Raw genomic sequence first — 20016 nt, 5'->3', positions numbered from 1 at the left:
GTCTCCTCCCTGGGGCCGCGATGAACGCGGCCGGTCGTCTCTAGTAACCCCGTTCGGCCAGATACAGGTCCACCAGCGCGCCTTCTTCGTACCAGCCGTGTCGCATCTCCGACTTGAACCACCGCGAGTCCGGACGCGCCGAGCGCACCTCCAGCTTCACCCGGTTGGGCCCCGTGTCGATGACCGCCGCTCTCGCCTTGCACGCCGCGCCCGGCTCCTCGCCGAAGCCGCCCTCCAGGCACACCTCGTCCCCCACCGACAGGCGCCGGGAGTACTCCTGGGCCAGGTAGAGGGCGTCGTCACAGCCGCCGCGCACGGAGGACGTCCCCAGCGCCGCGCAGCGGTCCTGGGCGGGCGCCCGGATGACGGGCACGTTGGAGACGAACGCGTCCTCCTCGTTGGGGTCGCGCTGATACGGGCCCACCTGCTTGCACCCCGCCACCGCCACCAGGACCGTCAGCCCCGCCCACGTCCACTTCATCGCGTCATCGCCTCCGGGACGCGCGTCGCCGCGCCCGCGCCTCAAGGGAAGGGCGGGAAGCATGGCAGACAGGGCCGGAGCGGCAAAGCCGCCCTGGGCAAAGCGTCCCTAGGCGATACGGCGCGCGGGACCGGGGATTTCCTCGGTGACGCCGGGGACCGCCCGGTTCTTGCCGTCCACGAAGACGACCGTGGGCTTCCAGTTCGCGACCTCCGCCTCCTCCACCTCCGCGAAGGTGGCCAGGATGACCAGGTCGCCCGGCTGGTTCAGGTGCGCGGCCGCGCCGTTGATGCAGATGACACCGCTGCCGGACTCGCCCTCCAGGGCGTACGTCTCCAGCCGGGTGCCGCGCGTGACGTTCCACACCGCGACCTTCTCGAAGGGGAGGATGTCCGCCGCCTGGAGCAGGTCCTTGTCGATGGTCACCGAACCCTCGTAGTCGAGGTCGGCCTGGGTCACCGTCGCGCGGTGGATCTTGGACTTGAAGAGGATGCGGCGCATGGGGGGCCCTCGGGAAGCGGCGCAACCGTAACGGCTCCCCTGCCCGGGGACAACATCCCCGGTGTCCCACGCACCGCCTGCTTCCCTGCACGCCCACCGTTTACTTCGTGAAATTCACGAGCTGGCTGAGGTTCAGGGGCACGGACTGCGCGTCTGACGTCAGGTTGCCCGTCAGGCTCACCTGCGCGTTGCCGCCCGAGCGCAGGGCCATGGCCGCAGCGGCCGCGCTCGCGAAGTTGATGGTCAGCGGGAGCGTCACCTGTCTGGTCCCGCTGCCGTCCAGCATGCCCAGGTTGCCCGTGGACAGGTTGCCCACGTTGGCGCCCGCCACCTTGAGCGCGCCGGTGATGCCCGCCACCGGCAGGGGGAAGGCGTTGCGGTTGGTGATGGCCAGGGGGAACTCCACCGTGGCCCCGCTCAGGGTGACGTTCGTGATGCGCGGCGACTGGAACTGCACCTGGGGAATCTTGGGGACGGGGAACGTGCCCTCCTTCTCCAGGGGGAAGTGCAGCACGCCCAGCGGCGTCTGGACGCCCAGCGAGCCCTGCGCCTTGAAGGCCGCCACGTCCTTGTTCAGGAACGTGGTCACCACCGGCGCGATGTCCGCGAACTTCACGTTGGCGGGGAAGACAATCTGGCTCTTGCCGTTGGACTTGAGGCTCAGGCCCTCCTTCGGCTTGCCGGCCACCAACTGCTTGCCCTCCACGAAGAAGGCATAGTCCACCGACGCCAGCTTCAGGCCCAGGCTGTTGGGGTTGTCCAGCTCGTACACCAGGTCCACCGTGGCGTCGGACAGGGAGGCGTTCGCCAGCCGGGCCGTCTTGAACTTCAGCGTGGGCTTCTTGAAGGCTCCGTTGAGCAGGCTCTGCAGCGCGGCGCAGCCGGAGAGCGTGGTGAGCGAAAGGGCGAAGAGGACCAGGAACGCGCGTTTCTTCATGGGCATGGGCGTAGCAGAGGACGCCCCGCGTTCGCGCGGATTCAATCGCCGCGCGTGACGGGGCTTCGGCGGGTGCACCTTCGGTGCGCCAATGGTATGCGCCAGGGACTCCCCCGTGCTGGAGGTTCGCCCGCCGTGACAGGTGGCATCTTGTCTCACCCCCTCGCCACGCTGGCGGTGCTGGCGGCGCTGTCGCTCACGGGCTGCTCCCGGCCCTCCAGCGCCGAGGCCGCCTCCGCGCGGCGGATGGACCTGAAGCCGTGCCGGCTGGACGGGGTGGCCGCGCAGACCCTCTGCGGCACGCTGGAGGTCTTCGAGGACCGGGCCGCGGCGAAGGGGCGCAAAATCTCCTTGCGCGTGGTGGTGGTGCCCGCGCTCGCGTCGCAGCCGAAGGAGGATCCGCTGTTCTTCCTCGCGGGCGGCCCCGGCCAGGCGGCGTCCCGCACGCGCATCCTGCCCGCGCTGGAGCGCATCCGGCGCCAGCGCGACATCGTGTTCGTGGACCAGCGCGGCACGGGGGACTCGCACCCGCTGGACTGCGAGGCGTTGAACCCCTCGCGCGCGTCGCTGGCGGAGCGCTTCGAGGACCGCGAGGACGCGGACGTGATTCCCCAGTGCCGCAAGGGCTGGGACGCGGACGAGCGGCTCTACACCACGTCCATCGCCATGGACGACCTGGACGACGTGCGCGCGGCGCTGGGCTACCGGCAGGTGAACCTGTGGGGCATCTCCTACGGGACGCGCGCGGCGCTGGTGTACATGCGCCAGCACCCGGACCGCGTGCGCACCGCCATCCTGGATGGCGTGGCCCCCATGGGGCAGTACCTGCCGCTGTACGCCGCGCGCGACGGGCAGCGCGCCCTGGACCTGCTGATGGACGCGTGCGCGAAGGACGGCGTCTGCGCGAAGGCATATCCGGACCTGCGCGCCCGCACGGAGGCGCTGCTCGCGAAGCTGGAGGCCGCGCCCGCGAAGGTGCACCTGGCGCACCCGCGCACGGGCGTGCCGGAGGACTTCACGCTCACCCGGCGCGTCTTCCTGTCGGAGCTGTTCTCGCTGCTCTACAGCCCGGACGTCGCGTCGCTCGTGCCCCTGATGCTGGACCGCGCCGCGAAGGATGACTGGACGCCCTTCGTCGCGCTGTCGCTGGGGCTCACCGACGAGGTGGCGCGCGCCACCAGCCGGGGCATGTTCCTGGCGGTGGCGTGCGCGGAGGACGCGCCCTTCTTCACGGAGGAGGACGCCGAGCGCGAGGCGAAGGGCACCTGGTTCGGCCCGCGCATGGCGCTGGACCTCAAGCGCGCGTGCGCGAAGTGGCCCCAGGCGAACGTGCCCCAAAGCTTCCGCGAGCCCGTGAAGTCGGACATCCCCACGCTGCTGCTGTCCGGCGAGCTGGACCCCGTGACGCCGCCGCCCTGGGGCGAGGAGGCGAAGCGGACGCTCACGCACAGCCTGCACGTGGTGGTGCCGGGGCTGGGGCACAACACGGTGGGCGCGGACTGCGCGCGCACGCTGATGGCGGACCTGCTCACGCGCGGCGGCGTGGAGGGCCTGACGCCCGACTGCGGCGCGGGCCTCAAGCGGCCGCCCTTCTTCACCTCCTTCGCCGGCCCTGTCCCGTAGGACGCAAGCGCCCATGATTGAAGCCAGGAACCTGCACAAGCGCTTCGGCTCCGTGACGGCCGTGCACGACGTGACCTTCACCGCGGAGGACGGCGTCATCACGGGCCTCTTGGGCCCCAACGGCGCGGGCAAGACGACCACGCTGCGCATGCTCTACACGCTGGTGCGCCCGGACGGCGGCACCGCCACCGTGGACGGCGTGGACGTGGCGAAGCAGCCGGAGGTGGCCCGGCGCGCGCTGGGCGTGCTGCCCGACGCGCGCGGCCTCTACCCGCGCCTCACCGCGCGCGAGCACGCGCGGTACTTCGGCGAGCTGCACGGCCTGTCCGGCGCGGCGCTGGACGCGCGCGTGGAGGAGCTGGTGGAGCTGCTGGACATGAAGGACATCGCGGACCGGCGCACGGAGGGCTTCAGTCAGGGCGAGCGCGTGAAGGTGGCGCTGGCGAGGGCGCTGGTGCACGGGCCCCGCAACGTGCTGCTGGACGAGCCCACCAACGGCCTGGACGTGATGGCCACGCGCTCCGTGCGCACGCTGTTGCGCAAGCTGAAGGCGCAGGGCTGCTGCGTGGTGTTCTCCAGCCACGTGATGCAGGAGGTGGCCGCGCTGTGTGACCGCATCGTGGTGGTGGCGCGCGGGCGGGTGGTGGCGGACGGGACGGCGGACGCGCTGCGCGCCTCCACCGGCAAGGACAGCCTGGAGGAAGCCTTCGTGAGCGTGATTGGCAGCGAGCAGGGGTTGCGCGAATGAAGGGCCTCGTCGGGACGGTGCTGCGCAAGGAAGTGCTCGACCACCTGCGGGACCGGCGCACGCTGGGCTCCGCGGTGATGTGGCCGCTGCTGGGTCCGCTGGTGTTCCTGGTGATGTTCAACGTGATGGCGTCCTGGTACCGGCAGGACCGGCCGCTGGAGATGCCGGTGGTGGGCCGTGAGCACGCGCCCAGCCTGATGGCCTTCCTGGAGCGCTACGGCGCGAAGCTGTCGGAGGCGCCCCAGGACTACGAGGCGCTGGTGCAGGCCGGGAAGCTGGACCTGGTGCTGGTGGTGCCGGACGACTACGCGAAGGACTTCGCGGACGGGCACACCGCCGCGGTGCGGCTGGTGGTGGACAGCTCGCGCAACAAGGCCCGCCAGTCCGTGCAGCGCGCGCAGCGGATGCTGGCGGTGTATTCGCAGCAGACCGGCAGCCAGCGCCTGTTCGCGCGCGGCGTGTCCCCGGAGCTGGCGGTGCCCGTGCGCGTGGACGAGCTGGACCTGTCCACCCCCGAGCGCACCGCGGCCACGGTGCTCACCACCATCCCGCTGTTCCTGGTGATGGCGGCGTTCGCGGGCGGCATGCAGCTCGCCAGCGACACCATGGCGGGCGAGCGCGAGCGCGGCTCGCTGGAGCCCCTGCTGCTCAACCCGGCGCCGCGCGGCGCGGTGGTGGCGGGCAAGTGGCTGGCCACCTGCGCCATGGCGGGCACGGGCGTGCTCCTGTGTCTGGTGGGTTACTTCCTGGTGGTGAAGCGCGTGCCGCTGGAGGACCTGGGCGTGCGCGCCCGCTTCGACGCGCCGGCCGCGCTGGGCATGCTGGCCGCGGTGATGCCGCTGGTGCTGGCCGCGTCCGCCGTGCAGATGTGGGTGTCCACCTATGCACGGTCGTTCAAGGAGGCGCAGACGTACCTGTCGCTCCTGATGGTGCTGCCCACGCTGCCCGGGATGATGCTGGCCCTGTCCCCCATCCAGACGCAGACGTGGATGTTCGCGGTGCCGGTGCTGGGGCAGGAGCTGCTCGCGGGCGAGGTGATGCGCGGGGAGACGCTGGGGCCCCTGCCCTTCCTGCTCGCGCTCGCGTCCTGCGTGGCGGTGTCGCTGGTGGCGCTGCGCTTCACCACGCGTCTGTTGACCCAGGAGCGCATCATCTTCGGCAGGAGCTAGCGGGCAGGCACGCGGCCCCGAGTGTCTTCGGGGCGCAACTTGGCCGGCGTGTTCACGTGACAGCGCCAGCGAACTGCCGTCCAATGTTTCGTGATGACGCTCGAGCGTGAACGAGAAGCCCTGCTGCCCTTCGCCCCGAACTCGGTGGCCTCCACGGAAGGGGAACCGCGGTTCGGGACGTATCAGGGCGAGCTGCCGGAGGTGGACCTGCCCCGGCTGCTGGGGAAGTGGGCGCCGGGGCGCGCGACGCGGCTGCTCAAGCGCAAGCGCTGGCACTACACCTTCGTCGCCACGCAGGAGGTGGCGGCCCTCTTCGCGGTGGTGGACCTGGGCTACACGGCCAACGCCTTCGCGGTGGCGGTGGACCTCCAGGAGAAGAAGCCCCTGTGCGACGTCAGCTTCCTGGGCGTGCCCGGGCCGCTCGCGGAGGTGAGCGACAAGCCGGGCGCGGGGCTGGTGGCGGCCTTCCGCACGCTGGGCGGGCGCATGTCCGTGAAGCGCGGCGAGTCCGACGAGCGCTACCAGGTGGAGGTGGACGTCAGCCGCATGCGCACGCAGTCGCTCCAGTCGTTCCAGTGGAACGGGGAGCTGCTGGTGGCGGGCGGTCCGCCGGCCCTCACCGTCATCGCGCCGGTGGCGGGCGACGGGCTGGTCAACGTCACCCAGAAGCGCAGCGGCCTGCTGGCCTTCGGGAGCCTGGAGGCGGGGGGCCGGCGCTTCCGGCTGGACGGTGGCGTGGGCGGCATGGACTACACGCAGGGCTACCTGGCGCGGCACACCGCTTGGCGCTGGGCCTTCGCGGCCGGGCGGCTGCCGGACGGCACGCCCGTGGGGCTCAACCTGGTGGAGGGCTTCAACGAGGGCGCCACCGAGGCCAACGAGAACGCCGTCTGGCTGGGCGACCGGCTCTACCCGGTGGGCCGCGCGCGCTTCGAGTACGACGCGAAGGAGCTCCTGGACCCGTGGCGCCTGACGACGGCGGACGGCGCGGTGGACCTGCGCTTCAAGCCCATCTACGTGCACCGCGAGGAGCGCAACCTGCGGCTGGTGGTGAGCCACTTCGCCCAGCCCGTGGGCTTCTTCGAGGGCACCCTGCGCGTGGGCGGCCAGGAGCTGCGCCTGTCCAACGTCCCCGGCGTCACCGAGGACCAGGACATGCTCTGGTAGGGGTGGTTCTCCTGGATGGCGGGACTCCCGGTGAGGTCCTGGGTTGTCCGCGACCCGGCGCTTTGCCAGTGTGATGGGCCTTCACCTGGAGAGCACCGCATGTCGTCTGTCCGAGGAGCTGGCGTCGCGTTGAGCTGTGTCGTGGGGCTGCTGGCCGGCGGGTGTGGCGCTGACGGCGCGCAGGGGCCGGTGGGGCCGGTGGGGCCCGCGGGGCCCGCCGGGGCGGTGCAGGTGGGCACGGGGCTGAAGCTCGACGGCGAGGCGGTGAGCGTCGTCTACGGTGACGGGCCGGGCACGGCGGTGGAGGGGAATGATCCGCGCCTGGCCGCCGCGGGCCAGGGCATCCGCAACGGGACGGAGCCGCAGGACGCGTCGTTCTCGGTGGCGGGCACGGGGCAGGTGCGGGGCCGGCTGACGGCGAACGCGGAGGTGTTCCTGGATGCGAGCGTGTCCGCGAAGGACTCGGTGCCGCTGCTGCGCGTGAGGAACACGGTGTCGGGAGCCAGCGAGCCCACCTGGAGCAACTACCGCGTCTTCACGGTGGACTCGGCGGGCGGGCTGCTCGCGCGCGGCGAGCAGGGCGTTGGCACCATCCCCATGACGGGGGCCGGGGACCGGATGATGTGGCACCCGTTCAAGGCGGCCTTCCGCGTGGGCCATGCCGACACGGAGTGGGACGAGGCCAACATCGGCTTCGTGTCCTTCGCGGGCGGCAACAAGACGCTGGCCAGCGCGTTCGGCTCCGTCGCGTTCGGCGACCAGTGCACGGCGTCTGGCACGGTCTCGGTGTGCATGGGCTCCGCCAACACGGCGAGCGGGACCGCGTCCTTCACCGCGGGGGCTTCCAACACCGCGAGCGGCTTCACCTCCGTGGCGGTGGGCTACACCAACCAGGCCACGGGGCAGGGCAGCGTCGCGCTCGGCTACCGCACCAGCGCGAACGCGGACTACTCCATGGCGCTGGGGCAGCGTGCGAGCTCTGGTGGCTTCAAGGGCGCCTTCGTCTGGGCGGACCAATCCATCACGGACTCCGTGGTGTCGAACACGGCGAACAACCAGTTCCTGGTGCGCGCGGCGGGCGGAGTCCGGCTCCGCACGAGCGCCACCCTCTCCACGGGCTGTGACCTGCCGGCGGGCTCGGGCGTGTTCAGTTGCACGTCGGACCGGGCCACGAAGGAGGACTTCCGCCGCGTGGACGCGGAGGCCGTGCTGGCGAAGGTGGCGGCGATGCCGGTGGAGAGCTGGCGCTACAAGGCCGAGGCCGGCGGCGTGCGCCACGTGGGGCCGGTGGCGCAGGACTTCCGCGCGGCGTTCGGCCTGGGCGCGGATGACAGGAGCATCGGCCTGCTCGACATCGACGGCGTGAACATGGTGGCCATCCAGGCGCTGGCGCGGCGCACGGAGGAGCTGCACGCGAAGAGCGCGGAGGTGGACGCGCTCAAGGCCCAGATGGCGGAGCTCCAGCGCAGCCTGTCCCGACTGGAGGCGGCCGTGCATGCGAAGGGGGCGAAGCCCTGAGCGCTCCCCGCGCGTTCATGGAGGATGCGGGAGGGGCGCGGTATAGGCTCTTCGTGCTCTTTTCGTCTGAGGAGGACTCGCGCCATGTCCTGCCCGCACTGTGGTCAGCCGCTCCCTGAAGGCCTGTCGTCGCGGACGTGTCCCCACTGCGGCGGGGACCTGAACGCGCCCGGGTCGCCGGTGATGGACGAGGTGGCGGACCAGGCGCGGCGCGCGGCGGACTCGGCGGGCCGCGCGGTGCAGGACGTGCTGGACGACCCGAGGCTGCGCGAGCGGCTGCCCGGGGGCTCGCTGCCGCTGCTGGGCTCCGGACTGGTGGCGGCGGCGGTGGTGGCGCCGGTGCTGCCCTTCGTCGGCGGCGGGCTGGGGCTGCCCTGGTCGGTGTTGATGCTGGTGGGCGCCGGCATGCTGGGCGCGCGCGAGTGGGTGGCCGCGGGCCGGAAGCTGCCGGACGCGCTGGTGCCGGTGGTGAAGTGGGCCGCGCATCCGGCGTTCCTCCCCATGTTCACCGCGCTCACGGTGACGCAGGCGTTCCTGTCGCTGGGCTTTGGCGTGGCGCCGCTCCTGTGGGTGCTGGCGGCGGTGGTGCTCGCCTCCGTGCAGTGGCGGGCGTTCAAGGCGTCGTCGCTGGCGGAGCCTTCGCTCACGAAGCGGCCGGCGGACGTGCGGCTGAAGCGGTGGGTGTTCGCGGGCGTGGCGGCGTGCGCGGTGGGGCTGCTGCTGCCGTGGAGTTCGGCGTGGTCGCTGGTGCCCACGGCGCACCTGCAGCGCGAGCGCAACATCACCATCGACGACAACTTCGCCTGGGACATCCAGGACAACGACACGTGGAAGTTCAACACGCTGGTGCTCCCGTCGGGGCAGGGCGCGGGGACGGGGCGCGGGCGGCTGGGCGCGACGGGCGTGGTGCTGGGGCTGCTGGCGCTGGGCGTGCTGGGGTCGGTGCGGCGCGCGCGGGAGGCGCTGCCCTCGGTGGTGCCGCCGGTGCTCGCGGGGCTCATCACCGTCTGGGCGCTGACGGGCCTGTCGGCGAAGCTGGGGCCGTGGCTGTTCCTGTTGGGCATCCTCGCGGTGGACGTGGCCGTCGCGCGCGAGTGGCTGGGGCACCGGAGCGCGGTGCCCCCCACGGAGCCGCCCGCGTCAGCGTGACGCGCGGCCCTGGACGATGGCGCGGAAGGAGCGGCTCCTCAGCTCCTCCAGCGTCAGGCCGGTGGCGCGGGCCTCCTCCTCCGTGAGGGCGCCGCACGCCAGGCCGCGCAGGAAGAAGTTGAGCAGGCCCTGGCCGGTGGCGGCGTCGTCGAACACGTCGCCCAGCAGGGTGGCCTGGGCGGCCTTGTCGATGAAGGCCTTGAGGCGCTGGGACGCGGGCTCCAGGCCCTCCAGGAAGAAGGCGTAGACGGCGGCGTAGCGCACGGGGAGCTGGGCGGGGTGCAGGTCCCAGCCCTGGTAGTAGCCGCGCTCCAGCGAGTGGCGCGTGTGCCGGTACGCCACCTGCCACGCGCGGTGCACGGCGTCGGTGTTCTCTCGCCGCTCGGTGGGGAGCAGCGGGGTGTCGCCCTGCTTGCGGTGGGGGCCCACGGGCATGACGTTGGTGGCGCCGTCGGACAGGCGCACGCCGCTGCCCGCGAGGAGCACCTGCACGGTGTCGCGCAGGTAGTCGCAGGCGGGGTGGAGCATGTGCTGCATGTGCGCGCTGACGTCCAGGGCGGCGGTGTAGTCGTAGACGCCCAGGTGCACGTGGGAGCAGCGGCCCTCGCCGGCCTCCACGAGTGAGCGCAGGTGCGGCCGGCCGCGCGAGTCGAAGAGGGCCTGGGGCGTCTCCACCATCAGCTCCAGGCTGAGGGCGCCGGGGGACAGGCGGTGGGCGGACTCCAGCTCCGACAGGAGCTTGGCCAGGGCGGTCACCTGTTCGGGCACGGTGACCTTGGGCAGGGTGACGACGAAGGACGGCGGCATCCTGCCACCGGATTGCTCCAGCAGCGCGGTGACGAAGAGGTCCAGGGTGCGCGAGGCGCGGGCGTAGAGCTCCTCGGTGAAGGACTTCACGCGGATGCCGATGAACGGCGGGAGCGAGCCCTGCTCCAGGCCGCGAGCGACCTCCGTGGCGGCGGCGACGGCGTGGGCGTCTTCTTCGGCGTCGGGGCGGTGGCCATAGCCGTCCTCGAAGTCGATGCGGAAGTCCTCCACGGGTTCGCGCTGGAGCTTGTCCACGACGCGGTCATGGACGCGCTGGGCGAAGCCGCCGCGCTGGGGCAGCCCCAGCCCGTGGGCGAGCTGGGAGCCGTCGGTGGCGTAGTCGCGCAGCGCCGCGAGCGCCAGGTCCCCCATCTTCCGCGCGGTGCCCGCGCGGAAGAGGTGGGCGCCGCCGTACACGGTGTGCACGGGCTGGCGCCGTGAGGAATCGCCGGGATAGGCGTGGCCGAACGCCACGTTGGCGCGGCGCAGGGCCTCACGGGAGGCGGCGGAGGCTTCGGGCGTGAGCGTGGTCTTCATGGGCGCCGGATATCACGGCCGTCGCTTCAGCCACGCGGACACCTCCGGGGCCACGCGCTCTCTCAGGGCCACGTCCTGGGTCAGCCTTTCCAGCGTCTGCGCCGTGGCCTGCTGGGCCTCCGGGATGGGGTTCGCCTGGAGCAGGGCCTTCATCTGCTCCAACTGCTCGCGCGTGCGCAGCAGGCCCAGGCCTTCCACCACCCGGCGCAGCAGCATGGGCGCCGCGCCCGTGCGCGCCACCAGGTCCTTCCAGCGCTTCTGCAACTGCGCCCACCACGCGTCGCGCCCGGTGCGGTTGCCCAACAGGCCCGTCGCGAAGCTCGCCACGTCCTGCGTCTTCACCGTCTCCGTGAACAACAGCCCCTGCGCGCGCTCCGCCAGCTTCGCGTCCTCGAAGGACGTCAGCGCCATCAGGTAGCGCCGCTGCGTCGCCGGGTCCGGCTCCCTCGGCATCCGCTGCAACAAATCGTCGAACAGCGCCGTGTCTCCCGCGCGCGCCACCATGCCCACCGCCGTGTCCAGCAGGTTCGCGTCCAGCGCGGACTTGTCTCCCTGGAGCATCCGCTGCACCAGCGGACGCGCCTGCGCCAGCACCTCCGGACTGCGCGCCAGGCCACCCACCGCGCGCACCAGCGCCGCGCGGCGCAGCTTCACCCGGTCCGGCTCGCCCTGCGCCGCCTGCCAGCCCAGCTTCTTCAGGCCGCCACCCAACAGCCCCTCCACCCACCGGCGGAAGCGCTCCTGGTCCTCGCCCTCCGTCAGCCGGTTCTCGATGTAGCCAAGCCGCCCGACGAGCTCGTCCAGCACCGCCTCGTCCTCCTCGTCCCCGAAGCGCGCCGCCAGGTCCAGCAGGTCCGCCACCGGCGCCTGCCCCGCGCGCACCAGCGCCCACGTGTCCGCGAGCAGCGAGATGCGCTCCGACGGCGCCAGCGTCCCCAGGTTCGCCGCCAGCGCGTCCAGCGCCGGCTTCTCGTACGCCACCCGGTAGAAGCCCGTGGAGCCGCCGTTCGCGCACAGCCACTTCACGTCCCCCGAGCCGCCCTCCAGCGTCACCGTCGCCTGCGCGTCGCGGAAGAGCACGCGCTGCTCCCGCACGCCGCCCGCGTCCTCGAAGCGCAGCACCATGGGCACCGGCCACGTCTCCGGGCTCTTCACCCCCGGCTCCGAGTAGAAGCGCCGCTGCGACAGCGACACCTTCCGCCCCTCCACCTTCACCGACACCAGCGGGAAGCCGCTCTGGCCAATCCACTTCGTCGCCAGCTCGTTCACCGGCTGCTTCGCCGCCTCACCCAGCGCGTTCCACAGGTCCTCCTTCACCGCGTTCGCGCGCGCGTGCTTGCGCATGTACAGCCGGATGCCTTCGCGGAAGGGCCCCTCTCCCAGGAACCCCTCAATCATCCGCAGCACCGCGCCGCCCTTCTCGTACGTAATCGCGTCGAAGCTCTCACCGGCCTCGCCCGCGTTGCGCACCTCTCCGTGGATGGGGTGCGTGGACTTGAGCGCGTCCAGCGCCAGCGCGCTCGCCCGGTGCGCGTCGAAGTCCAGCCACATGCGCCAGTCCGGCCGCCACTGGTCGACGATCTTGAAGGCCATCCACGTGGCGAACGCCTCGTTGAGCCAGAGGTCGTCCCACCACACCATCGTCACCCAGTTGCCGAACCACTGGTGCGCCAGCTCGTGCGTCACCACCTCCGCCACGCGCTTCTGCACGGACAGCGGCGCGGTGGCCGGGTCCAACAGCAGCGCCACCTCCCGGTAGGTGATGAGGCCGGCGTTCTCCATCGCGCCCGCCTCGAAGTCCGGGATGCCCACCTGGTCCACCTTGCCAAAGGCATACGGCAGCCCGAAGTAGTCCCGCAGCCGGGGCAGCACCTGGAGCGCCGCGTCCTGCCCGAACTTCGCCAGGTGCGCCTTCTCCGGCAGCGCCCACGTGCGCACCGGGACGCCCTCCACCTGCTCCTCCGGCGTGCCCACCAGCGGGCCCACCACCAGCGCGATGAGGTACGAGCTGAGCAGCTCCGTCTCCTCGAACGTCACCTTGCGCAGGGCCCCGTCCTTCTCGTCCTTCACCACGCGGCCGTTGCCCAGCACCGTGTGGCCCTCCGGCACGCGCACCGTGAGCGCCCAGCGCGCCTTGAAGGCCGGCTCGTCGAAGCAGGGGAACAGCCGGCGCGCGTCCGCGGCCTCGAACTGCGTCGCGGCCACCTGGCCCGCCGCGTACAGGCCGCGCAGGCCGTCGCTGAAGTGCCCCGTCCAGAGCACGTCCAGCGTGGCGCTGCCCGCGGGCAGGGGCGCATCGAACGTGAGCACCACCGTCTCGCTCACCGGGGCCACGCGCTTGGACGCGGGCTTGCGCACGTCGTTGCCGGCGCGGAAGGTGACCTCGCCCAGCTCCAGCGCGTTCGCGTGGAGGATGATCTCCGAGGTGGGCTGGGACAGCTCCAGCTCCACGCGCTGCTCACCCGCGAAGGTGCGCCCCTCCAGGTCCAGGGTCACCGTCGCCTGATAGCGGCGCGGACGGAGGGTGGTGGGCAGGCGGAAGTTCTTGTCGTCGGTGGGATGCGCCATAGGGGCGGCAATCTAGCGCCGGCCGCGCCTTGTGCTCGTGCTCCATTTCCCAGTGTCCGCCGCTTCACGGCGTTTCGCCCCCGCTGCCGGGGTGCGCCCGCTGCCCGAAGTGGCTCGATTCGCACCGGAGTTCCAGCCAACCCGCCCGGTCCTGTCGCGCCGTACATCCACCTCCACCGAGCGACACCTCCGTTGGCCGGCGGGCAGGAGGGGGCCCGCGTGGATGGCTTTGGCGCGGGGGACTCGCGCAGACTGCCGGGCCATGGGCTCTCGTCTTGTCCACGTCCTCGCCCTCTCCGGGGTCACCGTGCTGGGGCTGCTCGTCCCGTGGCTGCAGGCGGACGCCTGGGTCCAACTGCTGGAGACGGTGCTGGGCTCGGCGGCCATCTGGCGGCTGTCCGTGGTGGAGCAGGGCGTGGTGCACCGGCTCGCGGAGCTGGCGGTCTTCGCGGTCGCGGGGGCGATGCTGGGCAACGCGCAGGCGTTCGCGCTGCGCCGGGCGGGGCTCCAGGTCCCCGGCTGGGTGGGGCGCACGGCGATGGCGGTGGCCGTGGGCCTGGTGGGCTCGCGGGCCCTGGCCGTGGCGCTGGCGCTGTCGCCCGGGACGGCGTTCATCGGGATGGGGGTGGCGTTGGGCCTCGCGCAGGGGTGGCTGCTGCGGCGCGAGGTGCATGGCGCCGCCGTGTGGGTGGCCGCGTGCGCGGTGGGCTACGGCATGGCCGGTCCGGCCGCGGACTGGAGGGACCAGGCGTGGAAGGCGGCGGTGGACCTGGGCGCGACCTGGCGCCTGTCCTCCATCGTCATCACGGCGCAGGCCATGACGTGGGGAGCGCTCGCGCTGTGCACGGCCATTGGCGGTGCGTTCATCCTGTCGAGCCTGCGCGCCCAGGTGCTGCCCGCGCCCGGCTCGCGGACGCCTGGCGCCGTGGGGCGGTTCGCGGTGCTGGGGCTGGCGCTGCCCCTGATGGTCGCGCTGGAGGCCCGGGAGAGGAGCCCGGCGCCGCTGGCGGCTCCGCCCCCCAGGCTGATGCAGCCCAGGCCCGCGCGGACCTGGGCCCCGGGCACGCCCGATGGAGCCTTGAGCCCCGGATGCGCCGGCAGGGGCTGCGGGCCGGCGCGGACCTACCGGAATGAAGACGCTCCTCCGTCCCCGGTCGTCGTGCCCTGAGGGCTTCAGGGCGCGCGGTTGCCACGGGTGGGAACTTCCTTGCCCACCGCGTGCCGGAGCGAGCGCGCGCTCCGTCGTGAGGTGGACACGCGCAACGCCGCGGGGGCAGGGCACGGCGGTTGCTCTGCCGCGTGCGCATGGGACGAGGCGTGTGGGTGGGCGCGTTGGTGAGCGCGCTGGTGTGGGGCGGGGCGGCGCAGGCCGCGAGCAAGGCCACGGCGACGAAGAAGGCCCGGCCGGTGGTCCAACTGGCGGACCGGGCGCTGTGGCGGGCGAAGTCCTGGGTGGGGATGACGACGCTGGCGAAGATGAGCTCGACGGTGACGGACGACTGCTCGGGCATGACGCGGCTGGCGTTCCAGCAGCGGCGGTTGGACCTGCTGCCGGACGACGTGCTGCCGGAGGAGAACGGCGTCACGGCCATCCACCGCAAGGCGCGCGCGCTGGGGATGCTGACGGAGACGCCGACGCCGGGCGCGCTGGTGTTCTTCAAGGACACGTTCGACAAGAACCGCGACGGCCTGATGAACGACGGCCTCACGCACATCGGCATCGTGGAGCGGGTGGGGGCGGACGGCACGGTGACGTTCGTGCACAAGTCGGGCGGGCTGGTGAAGCGCTCGCGCTTCAACCTGGCGCAGCCGGAGGCGCGCAAGGACGCCAAGGGGCACGTCCTCAACGACTGGCTGCGCCGCAAGGGGAAGAAGACGCGCGGCTACCTGGCGGGGGAGCTGGTGGCGGGCTTCGCGTCGGTGGACGAGCGCTGGCGCTCGCCCGAGCCGCCGCGCCTGGCGTCCGCGAAGCTCACCGTGAAGGGTGACGCCCGGACGGCGCGGCGCTAGACACGGCCGGCAGATGTCCACCGTCGAAGGTCCGTCCGAAGCCCCGAGCCCCGAACCCGCCGGGCCCCTCCCTCCCGCACCGCCACGGGTGCCTCCCGCGCCGCCGCGAAGGAGGCGGTGGGCGCGCTGGGTGGCCGTGGGCGTGCTGGTGCTGGGGGTGGGCGTCGCCGCGGCCACGTTCATCGGGCTGCCGGACGCGGCCCCCCTGGCGAAGGAGAACCCGAAGACGACGGCGCTCATCGAGCAGCGCGCGAGCGAGGCGCGCGAGGCCGGGCGCAAGCCGCGAAGGCGTCAGCAGTGGGTGCCGTTGTCGGCGGTGTCCAAGCCCGCGGTGGACGCGGTGCTCCTCTCCGAGGACGCGAGCTTCTACCTGCACGACGGCGTGGACACGGTGGAGCTGGCGCGGGCGGTGGGGCAGGCGGTGGAGAAGGGCGAGCTGGGGCGGGGGGCGTCCACGCTCACGCAGCAACTGGCGAAGAACCTCTGGCTGTCCACGGACCGCAGCCTGTCGCGCAAGCTGAAGGAGCTGGTGCTGGCGCACCGGCTGGAGGAGGCGCTGACGAAGCAGCGCATCCTGACGCTGTACCTCAACGTGGTGGAGTGGGGGAACGGCGTGTATGGGATTGAGGCGGGCGCGCGCGAGCACTTCGGCGTGTCCGCGTCCCAGCTCTCCGTGGCGCAGGGCGCGGTGCTGGCCGCGATGCTGCCGTCCCCGCGCAAGCGCTCGCCGGCCAGCGGGTCCCGCGCGCTGTGGAAGCACGCGCACCGCGTGGTGGACGCGCTCAAGGTCTACAAGCGCATCAGCGCGGCCCAGGCGGAAGGAGCGCACGCGGAGGTGGACCGGCTGCTCGGCCGCGCCCCGGCGGACGGCGGGGGCGCGGACGACGCGGAGGACGACGGCTCCTGACGGGGCGGCGCCCTGTCCGGACGGCGGCGCCTCAGGTGCCGGCCTGCTCCAGCGTCCAGCGCGCCAGGGTGTCCTTCCGCGCGAACCAGACGCCCGGCTGGCGCTGCGCGTAGCGGATGAACTCCTCCAGCATCTTCACGCGGCCCGGCCTGCCGGAGATGCGGTCGTGCATGCTGATGGACATCATCCTGCGGCGCTCGCTCGCTTCGGCATACAGCGCGTCGAACTCGTTCTTGAGCTCGCTCGCGAACTGGTCGGCGGTGTAGTTGCGCGACTCGAAGTCGATGATGTCGTTCATCCCCAGCGTGTAGGGCACCACCGCGAAGGGCCTGCCCCTCACGTCCACGACGAAGGGCTCGTCCCGGCTCACGTCGTCGATGTGATACAGGAACCCCAGGTCCTGGAGGATCTCCAGCGTCCGGGGCGTGCCGCGCATCCAGAAGGCGTTGAAGCCCACCGGCGTCTGTCCCGTGGCGCGCTGGATGGCGCGCACGTTGGCCTCGTAGGAGGCGCGCTCCTCCTCGGGCGTCATGGAGAACTGCGGCGTCCACGTCTGTCCATGCGCGGCGGCCTCGTGCCCGCGCTCGACGATCTCCTTCGCCAGCGCGGGATGGCGCTCCACCGCCTGCCCCACCATGTGCGAGGTCACCTGGACGCCCCGCCGCGAGAACATCTCCAGCAGCCGGGGGATGCCCTCCCTCACGCCGTACTCGTACCAGGTGGCCACCGGCAGGTCCGGGTACTTCGCGTCGATGGGCGGGAACGGACTGCTCGCGCCGCGCTCGGGCTGCGCGCCGGCTTCGAACTGGAGCGACAGGGAGATGGCCAGCCGCGCGCCTCCCGGCCAGAAGCCCTTCTTCGCGGAGGCCTTCGCCGCGCCGCGCGCGGGGACTTGCGCGGCCACGGCCCCCGACACCGCGAGCGCGCCGGCGGCCACGGCGGTACCGGACAGGAACTGGCGCCGGGTGCTCACGGGACGCTCCGGGGCGTCGCGGCGGGCGCGGAGAGGCGCAGCCGGTCCAGGGCCAGGGCGTTGAAGCGCGCGGTGCCCAGCAGCGCGGCGTAGAGGCCCACGTAGAGCATCTGCACGCTCAACATCTCCCACTCGCTCCGCAGCGCCGTGCCGAACACGAGCGCCAGCATCAGCAGCCCTCCCGCCGCGAGCGCATGGCGCGTCAGCAGCCCCACCAGCACCAGCGCGCCCACAGCCGTCTCCGCGAAGGGCAGCACCCACGCGAAGGGCCGCACCAGCGCCCCGGGCAGCAGGGAGGACTCGAAGGCCTTCACCAGTCCGTCGGCGAAGGCCCCGGGGCCCCCCACCAGCCGCACCACGCCGTGCAGCAGGATGTTGAGGCCCAGGGTGATGCGCAGCAGGGCGTAGCCGGCCTCGCCGTCGGTGAGGCCGAACAGGCGTCCGGCTTCGGGGGAAGGTGTCCGCATGGGTGCTCCTCCAGAGGGGGGCGCGGTGGGCGTCCCCGGTGCCCTTCTCTTGCGCCGGGGGAGCGGGATTGGGAACGTGGTCCCGAGGAACGACGCCTGTGCCCCAGCGGAAAAAGCCGAGCCCCCTGCTCTTCGACGAGGTGATGCCGCTGCACGTCTTCGTGCGGGTCGTGGAGGACGGCGGCTTCTCCGCGGCGGCGCGAAGGCTGGGCCTGACGCCCTCCGCGGTGAGCAAGCAGGTGGCCCACCTGGAGTCGCGCCTGGGGGCGCGGCTGTTGCGGAGGACCACGCACCACGTGAGCCTCACGGAGGCCGGCCGCGTCTTCCACGAGCACTGCCGCCGGGTGCTGGCGGAGCTGGAGGACGCCGCGCTGTCCGTCACGGCCCTGGATGAAGCGCCCCGGGGCCTGCTGCGCATCGCTGCGCCCGCGGTGCTGGGCGAGGTCCACGTCGGCGCGATGGCCGCCGCGTTCCAGGCCGCCCATCCGGAGGTGCGGGTGGACCTGGACGCCAGCGACCGGCTGGTGGACCTGGTGGAGGAGGGCTTCGACGTGGCGATCCGCATCGCGGACGCGCTGGAGGACAGCACGCTGGTGGCGCGGCGCCTGGGCCCGGAGCAGCGCCTGCTGTGCGCGAGCCCCGCCTACCTCCAGCGGCGCGGGACGCCGCGCACGCCAGAAGCCCTGCTGGAGCACGACTGCCTGACCTTCAAGCGCGGGCATACCCCCATGGCGTGGCAGCTCGAGGGGCCTGACGGCGGACACCGCCTGCGGGTCTCCGGGCCCTTCCAATCCAACAACAACCTCATCCTGCGGCAGGCCGCCCTCCAGGGACGGGGCATCGCCAACCTGCCCGGCTATCTGGTGCTGGACGACCTGCGCGCGGGCACGCTGGTGACGCTGCTGCCGCGGGCCCCGGTGGCCGGGCGGAGCATCTTCCTGGTCCATCCGCACCGCCGGCTCATCCCCGCCAAGGTGCGCGCCTTCACGGAGTTCTGCGTGCACGCCTTCGCCCGCTTCCTCCCGCCTCCCGCGTGAGGCGCGGCCTCCGGCACCGGGACCCGGGCCCTACAGCCCACCCACCTCCAGCGCGCCGCCCAGGCCCGGGAAGGCCTTGGTGACGTTGGCGCTGAAGATGATGTCCTCCAGCACGATGTTCACCGGCAGCCCGCCCGTGGGCAGGCCGCTGGTCCGCGTGACGGTGTTCTCCACGATGAGCCACACGCGCCGCTGGCCCAGGGCCTGCTTCAGCGCGGGGCTGTCCACCGTGAGCGGTGTGCGGCTGGCGGGCGCGAACGCGCGCGGCGGCAGCAGCAACGTCGACGCCGCGTAGTACGGCGGCAGGTTGGCCTCCGTGTAGGTCCTGGGCGTGCCCGGCTCCGCCTGCCCCGTGAAGGACAGCCGCGCGCCCATCTGGAGCGTCAGGACCTGCGAAGGATTGACCACCGTGAGCGCGGCCTGCACCGTGTTGACGGTGACGACCGACAGGTCGCGCGTCTCCTCCGGCAGGTCCAGCGCCACCTCCGCGTAGACCGGCGCCAGCACCGACGTCACCGGCACCGTCTGGGTGAACGGCGCCGTCTCCACTTGGATCTCCGCCGAACACGACGCCAGCAGCAGCCCGGCCGCGCACGGAATGAGTCGCCGCATCATCGGAAGCTCCAGGACAGGTCGAAGGTGGGCAGCACCGGCAGGTCCTCGCCCGGGAGCGCCGGGTCGCTCAGGTCCACGTAGGCCGCGCCCAGCGCCAGGCCAAGGTGCTCGCCGCCGTAGCGCACGCCCGCGGCGGCCTTCAGCTTCGCGCCGCCCTTCACGCGCATGCCGCCTTCCGCGATGAGCGACCACGCCCCGGTGAAGTTCCACGCCACCGCGCCGGTGAAGGCCAGGTAGTCGGAGTCGTACCGCGCATAGCGCGCCTCGCCCTGCACCAGCACCGGGCCCAGCGACAGGCCATACACGCCGTAGAAGGCCGGGCCGGACAGCTCCGGCGTGAAGCGCTGGATGGCGGGCTCCTGGGACTCCACCTGGCCCGAGTACACCGACGCGCCCACGAAGTGCGTGTAGCGCGCGCCCAGCGCCACCCGGTGCGGCCCCGCGGCCAGCGCCCACCGCAGCCCCAGGTTCGGCGCGAGCAGCGCGTCCGCGTAGAGGGACGTGTCCACGGAGAAGCCGGCGAACAGCGGCAGCGCCGTTCGCTGGAGGCCCACCACCGGCGCGTCGATGACCTCCGCCGCGTCCGAGGTGAGCAGCCGCGCGACGTTGGTGCGCACCTGCGCGGAGGCCGCGGCCGGCAGCAGGAGCAGGGCGGACAGCAGCCCGGTGGATGGGATGAAGCGGGATGGGGGCACGGCTCACGGCTCCGGAAGAACGCGGGGACGTCTTCCATCGTTGCGCTCAAGCGGCCGGATTGGATCCATTCCCCGCGCACTCCCCCTGGGGACGGTGCACTTCCACA

General features: G+C 72.5%; 19 protein-coding genes. 10 read left to right on the top strand and 9 right to left on the bottom strand.

The annotated features are described in order from the left end of the window. Nucleotides 1-40 precede the first annotated feature (40 nt). The 3 genes from K8612_RS10945 to K8612_RS10935 all read right to left on the bottom strand — a co-directional run bounded on the left by K8612_RS10945 (nt 41) and on the right by K8612_RS10935 (nt 1925). Nucleotides 41-481, bottom strand: a complete 441-nt coding sequence (locus K8612_RS10945; protein ID WP_223762239.1) for a hypothetical protein — start codon at nt 479-481, stop codon at nt 41-43. Between the two features lie 108 nt (nt 482-589). Beyond that, entirely contained in the window at nt 590-982 is a 393-nt protein-coding gene (gene panD, locus K8612_RS10940) for an aspartate 1-decarboxylase (RefSeq protein ID WP_206787356.1), read from the bottom strand. A gap of 100 nt (nt 983-1082) precedes the next feature. Continuing rightward, on the bottom strand, nt 1083-1925 hold the full coding sequence (locus K8612_RS10935; RefSeq protein ID WP_223740919.1) for an LEA type 2 family protein: 843 nt from the start codon (nt 1923-1925) through the stop codon (nt 1083-1085). 90 nt (nt 1926-2015) lie between these two features. On the opposite strand from K8612_RS10935, the gene K8612_RS10930 reads away from it, so the two are divergent. The 6 genes from K8612_RS10930 (at nt 2016) to K8612_RS10905 (ending at nt 9293) form a co-directional block, all read left to right on the top strand. After that, on the top strand, nt 2016-3542 hold the full coding sequence (locus tag K8612_RS10930) for an alpha/beta hydrolase (protein ID WP_223762238.1): 1527 nt from the start codon (nt 2016-2018) through the stop codon (nt 3540-3542). 13 nt (nt 3543-3555) lie between these two features. After that, nucleotides 3556-4290, top strand: coding sequence for an ATP-binding cassette domain-containing protein (locus K8612_RS10925; protein ID WP_223762237.1), 735 nt, complete (start codon nt 3556-3558; stop codon nt 4288-4290). Further along, nucleotides 4287-5459, top strand: coding sequence for an ABC transporter permease (locus tag K8612_RS10920; RefSeq protein WP_223740922.1), 1173 nt, complete (start codon nt 4287-4289; stop codon nt 5457-5459). Before K8612_RS10925 ends, K8612_RS10920 begins: the two co-directional genes overlap by 4 nt. Nucleotides 5460-5552: 93 nt before the next feature. Further along, nucleotides 5553-6626 carry a DUF2804 domain-containing protein gene (locus K8612_RS10915; RefSeq protein ID WP_223740923.1) on the top strand — a complete coding sequence of 358 codons (1074 nt, stop codon included), beginning with the start codon at nt 5553-5555 and terminating at the stop codon, nt 6624-6626. A 99-nt stretch (nt 6627-6725) separates the two neighbouring features. Continuing rightward, entirely contained in the window at nt 6726-8144 is a 1419-nt protein-coding gene (locus K8612_RS39215) for a tail fiber domain-containing protein (RefSeq protein ID WP_306799638.1), read from the top strand. A gap of 84 nt (nt 8145-8228) precedes the next feature. Beyond that, complete coding sequence (locus tag K8612_RS10905; RefSeq protein WP_223762236.1) at nt 8229-9293, top strand: zinc ribbon domain-containing protein; 1065 nt, start codon at nt 8229-8231, stop codon at nt 9291-9293. On the opposite strand, the gene K8612_RS10900 is transcribed toward K8612_RS10905, so the two are convergent. Next, nucleotides 9285-10637 carry a phosphoenolpyruvate kinase gene (locus K8612_RS10900; RefSeq protein WP_223762235.1) on the bottom strand — a complete coding sequence of 451 codons (1353 nt, stop codon included), beginning with the start codon at nt 10635-10637 and terminating at the stop codon, nt 9285-9287. The genes K8612_RS10905 and K8612_RS10900 overlap by 9 nt on opposite strands. A 12-nt stretch (nt 10638-10649) precedes the next feature. Beyond that, complete coding sequence (locus K8612_RS10895; protein WP_223762234.1) at nt 10650-13205, bottom strand: M1 family metallopeptidase; 2556 nt, start codon at nt 13203-13205, stop codon at nt 10650-10652. A gap of 262 nt (nt 13206-13467) precedes the next feature. Here K8612_RS10895 and K8612_RS10890 point away from each other — a divergent pair, with 262 nt between their 5' ends. The 3 genes from K8612_RS10890 to K8612_RS10880 all read left to right on the top strand — a co-directional run bounded on the left by K8612_RS10890 (nt 13468) and on the right by K8612_RS10880 (nt 16122). Beyond that, nucleotides 13468-14373, top strand: coding sequence for a hypothetical protein (locus K8612_RS10890; RefSeq protein WP_223762233.1), 906 nt, complete (start codon nt 13468-13470; stop codon nt 14371-14373). A gap of 131 nt (nt 14374-14504) precedes the next feature. Next, complete coding sequence (locus K8612_RS10885) at nt 14505-15215, top strand: CHAP domain-containing protein (RefSeq protein ID WP_223762232.1); 711 nt, start codon at nt 14505-14507, stop codon at nt 15213-15215. Nucleotides 15216-15345: 130 nt separating this feature from the next. Further along, complete coding sequence (locus K8612_RS10880; RefSeq protein ID WP_223762231.1) at nt 15346-16122, top strand: biosynthetic peptidoglycan transglycosylase; 777 nt, start codon at nt 15346-15348, stop codon at nt 16120-16122. Between the two features lie 31 nt (nt 16123-16153). Here K8612_RS10880 and K8612_RS10875 read toward each other — a convergent pair whose 3' ends face one another. Further along, nucleotides 16154-17095 carry a polysaccharide deacetylase family protein gene (locus K8612_RS10875; protein ID WP_223762230.1) on the bottom strand — a complete coding sequence of 314 codons (942 nt, stop codon included), beginning with the start codon at nt 17093-17095 and terminating at the stop codon, nt 16154-16156. Continuing rightward, a complete protein-coding gene (locus K8612_RS10870) occupies nt 17092-17562 on the bottom strand; it encodes a MauE/DoxX family redox-associated membrane protein (protein WP_223762229.1) in 471 nt (156 codons plus the stop codon). Before K8612_RS10870 ends, K8612_RS10875 begins: the two co-directional genes overlap by 4 nt. A gap of 98 nt (nt 17563-17660) precedes the next feature. Here K8612_RS10870 and K8612_RS10865 point away from each other — a divergent pair, with 98 nt between their 5' ends. Continuing rightward, nucleotides 17661-18599 (top strand): LysR family transcriptional regulator, encoded by a 939-nt coding sequence (locus K8612_RS10865; protein WP_223740932.1) that lies wholly within the window; start codon nt 17661-17663, stop codon nt 18597-18599. A 30-nt stretch (nt 18600-18629) separates the two neighbouring features. Here the strand turns inward: K8612_RS10865 and K8612_RS10860 are convergent, their stop codons facing one another. Both K8612_RS10860 and K8612_RS10855 read right to left on the bottom strand, forming a co-directional pair. Beyond that, nucleotides 18630-19214, bottom strand: coding sequence for a hypothetical protein (locus tag K8612_RS10860; protein ID WP_223762228.1), 585 nt, complete (start codon nt 19212-19214; stop codon nt 18630-18632). After that, nucleotides 19211-19909 carry a hypothetical protein gene (locus tag K8612_RS10855; protein ID WP_223740934.1) on the bottom strand — a complete coding sequence of 233 codons (699 nt, stop codon included), beginning with the start codon at nt 19907-19909 and terminating at the stop codon, nt 19211-19213. The genes K8612_RS10860 and K8612_RS10855 overlap by 4 nt, the downstream gene beginning before the upstream one ends. Nucleotides 19910-20016 lie beyond the last annotated feature (107 nt).

The organism is Corallococcus sp. AS-1-6, assembly GCF_020037015.1.
Classification (GTDB): Bacteria; Myxococcota; Myxococcia; order Myxococcales; family Myxococcaceae; genus Corallococcus.
This window is presented reverse-complemented; position numbering and strand designations above follow the sequence as displayed.

Excerpts from the sequence above, each read along its gene's own strand:
- K8612_RS10895 (WP_223762234.1), bottom strand. The coding sequence starts at position 13,205 with ATGGCGCATCCCACCGACGACAAGAACTTCCGCCTGCCCACCACCCTC.
- K8612_RS10920 (WP_223740922.1), top strand. The coding sequence starts at position 4,287 with ATGAAGGGCCTCGTCGGGACGGTGCTGCGCAAGGAAGTGCTCGACCAC.
- K8612_RS10890 (WP_223762233.1), top strand. The coding sequence starts at position 13,468 with ATGGGCTCTCGTCTTGTCCACGTCCTCGCCCTCTCCGGGGTCACCGTG.
- K8612_RS39215 (WP_306799638.1), top strand. The coding sequence starts at position 6,726 with ATGTCGTCTGTCCGAGGAGCTGGCGTCGCGTTGAGCTGTGTCGTGGGG.
- K8612_RS10870 (WP_223762229.1), bottom strand. The coding sequence starts at position 17,562 with ATGCGGACACCTTCCCCCGAAGCCGGACGCCTGTTCGGCCTCACCGAC.
- K8612_RS10905 (WP_223762236.1), top strand. The coding sequence starts at position 8,229 with ATGTCCTGCCCGCACTGTGGTCAGCCGCTCCCTGAAGGCCTGTCGTCG.
- K8612_RS10930 (WP_223762238.1), top strand. The coding sequence starts at position 2,016 with ATGCGCCAGGGACTCCCCCGTGCTGGAGGTTCGCCCGCCGTGACAGGT.
- K8612_RS10925 (WP_223762237.1), top strand. The coding sequence starts at position 3,556 with ATGATTGAAGCCAGGAACCTGCACAAGCGCTTCGGCTCCGTGACGGCC.
- K8612_RS10945 (WP_223762239.1), bottom strand. The coding sequence starts at position 481 with ATGAAGTGGACGTGGGCGGGGCTGACGGTCCTGGTGGCGGTGGCGGGG.
- K8612_RS10900 (WP_223762235.1), bottom strand. The coding sequence starts at position 10,637 with ATGAAGACCACGCTCACGCCCGAAGCCTCCGCCGCCTCCCGTGAGGCC.
- K8612_RS10860 (WP_223762228.1), bottom strand. The coding sequence starts at position 19,214 with ATGATGCGGCGACTCATTCCGTGCGCGGCCGGGCTGCTGCTGGCGTCG.
- K8612_RS10915 (WP_223740923.1), top strand. The coding sequence starts at position 5,553 with ATGACGCTCGAGCGTGAACGAGAAGCCCTGCTGCCCTTCGCCCCGAAC.
- K8612_RS10935 (WP_223740919.1), bottom strand. The coding sequence starts at position 1,925 with ATGCCCATGAAGAAACGCGCGTTCCTGGTCCTCTTCGCCCTTTCGCTC.
- panD (WP_206787356.1), bottom strand. The coding sequence starts at position 982 with ATGCGCCGCATCCTCTTCAAGTCCAAGATCCACCGCGCGACGGTGACC.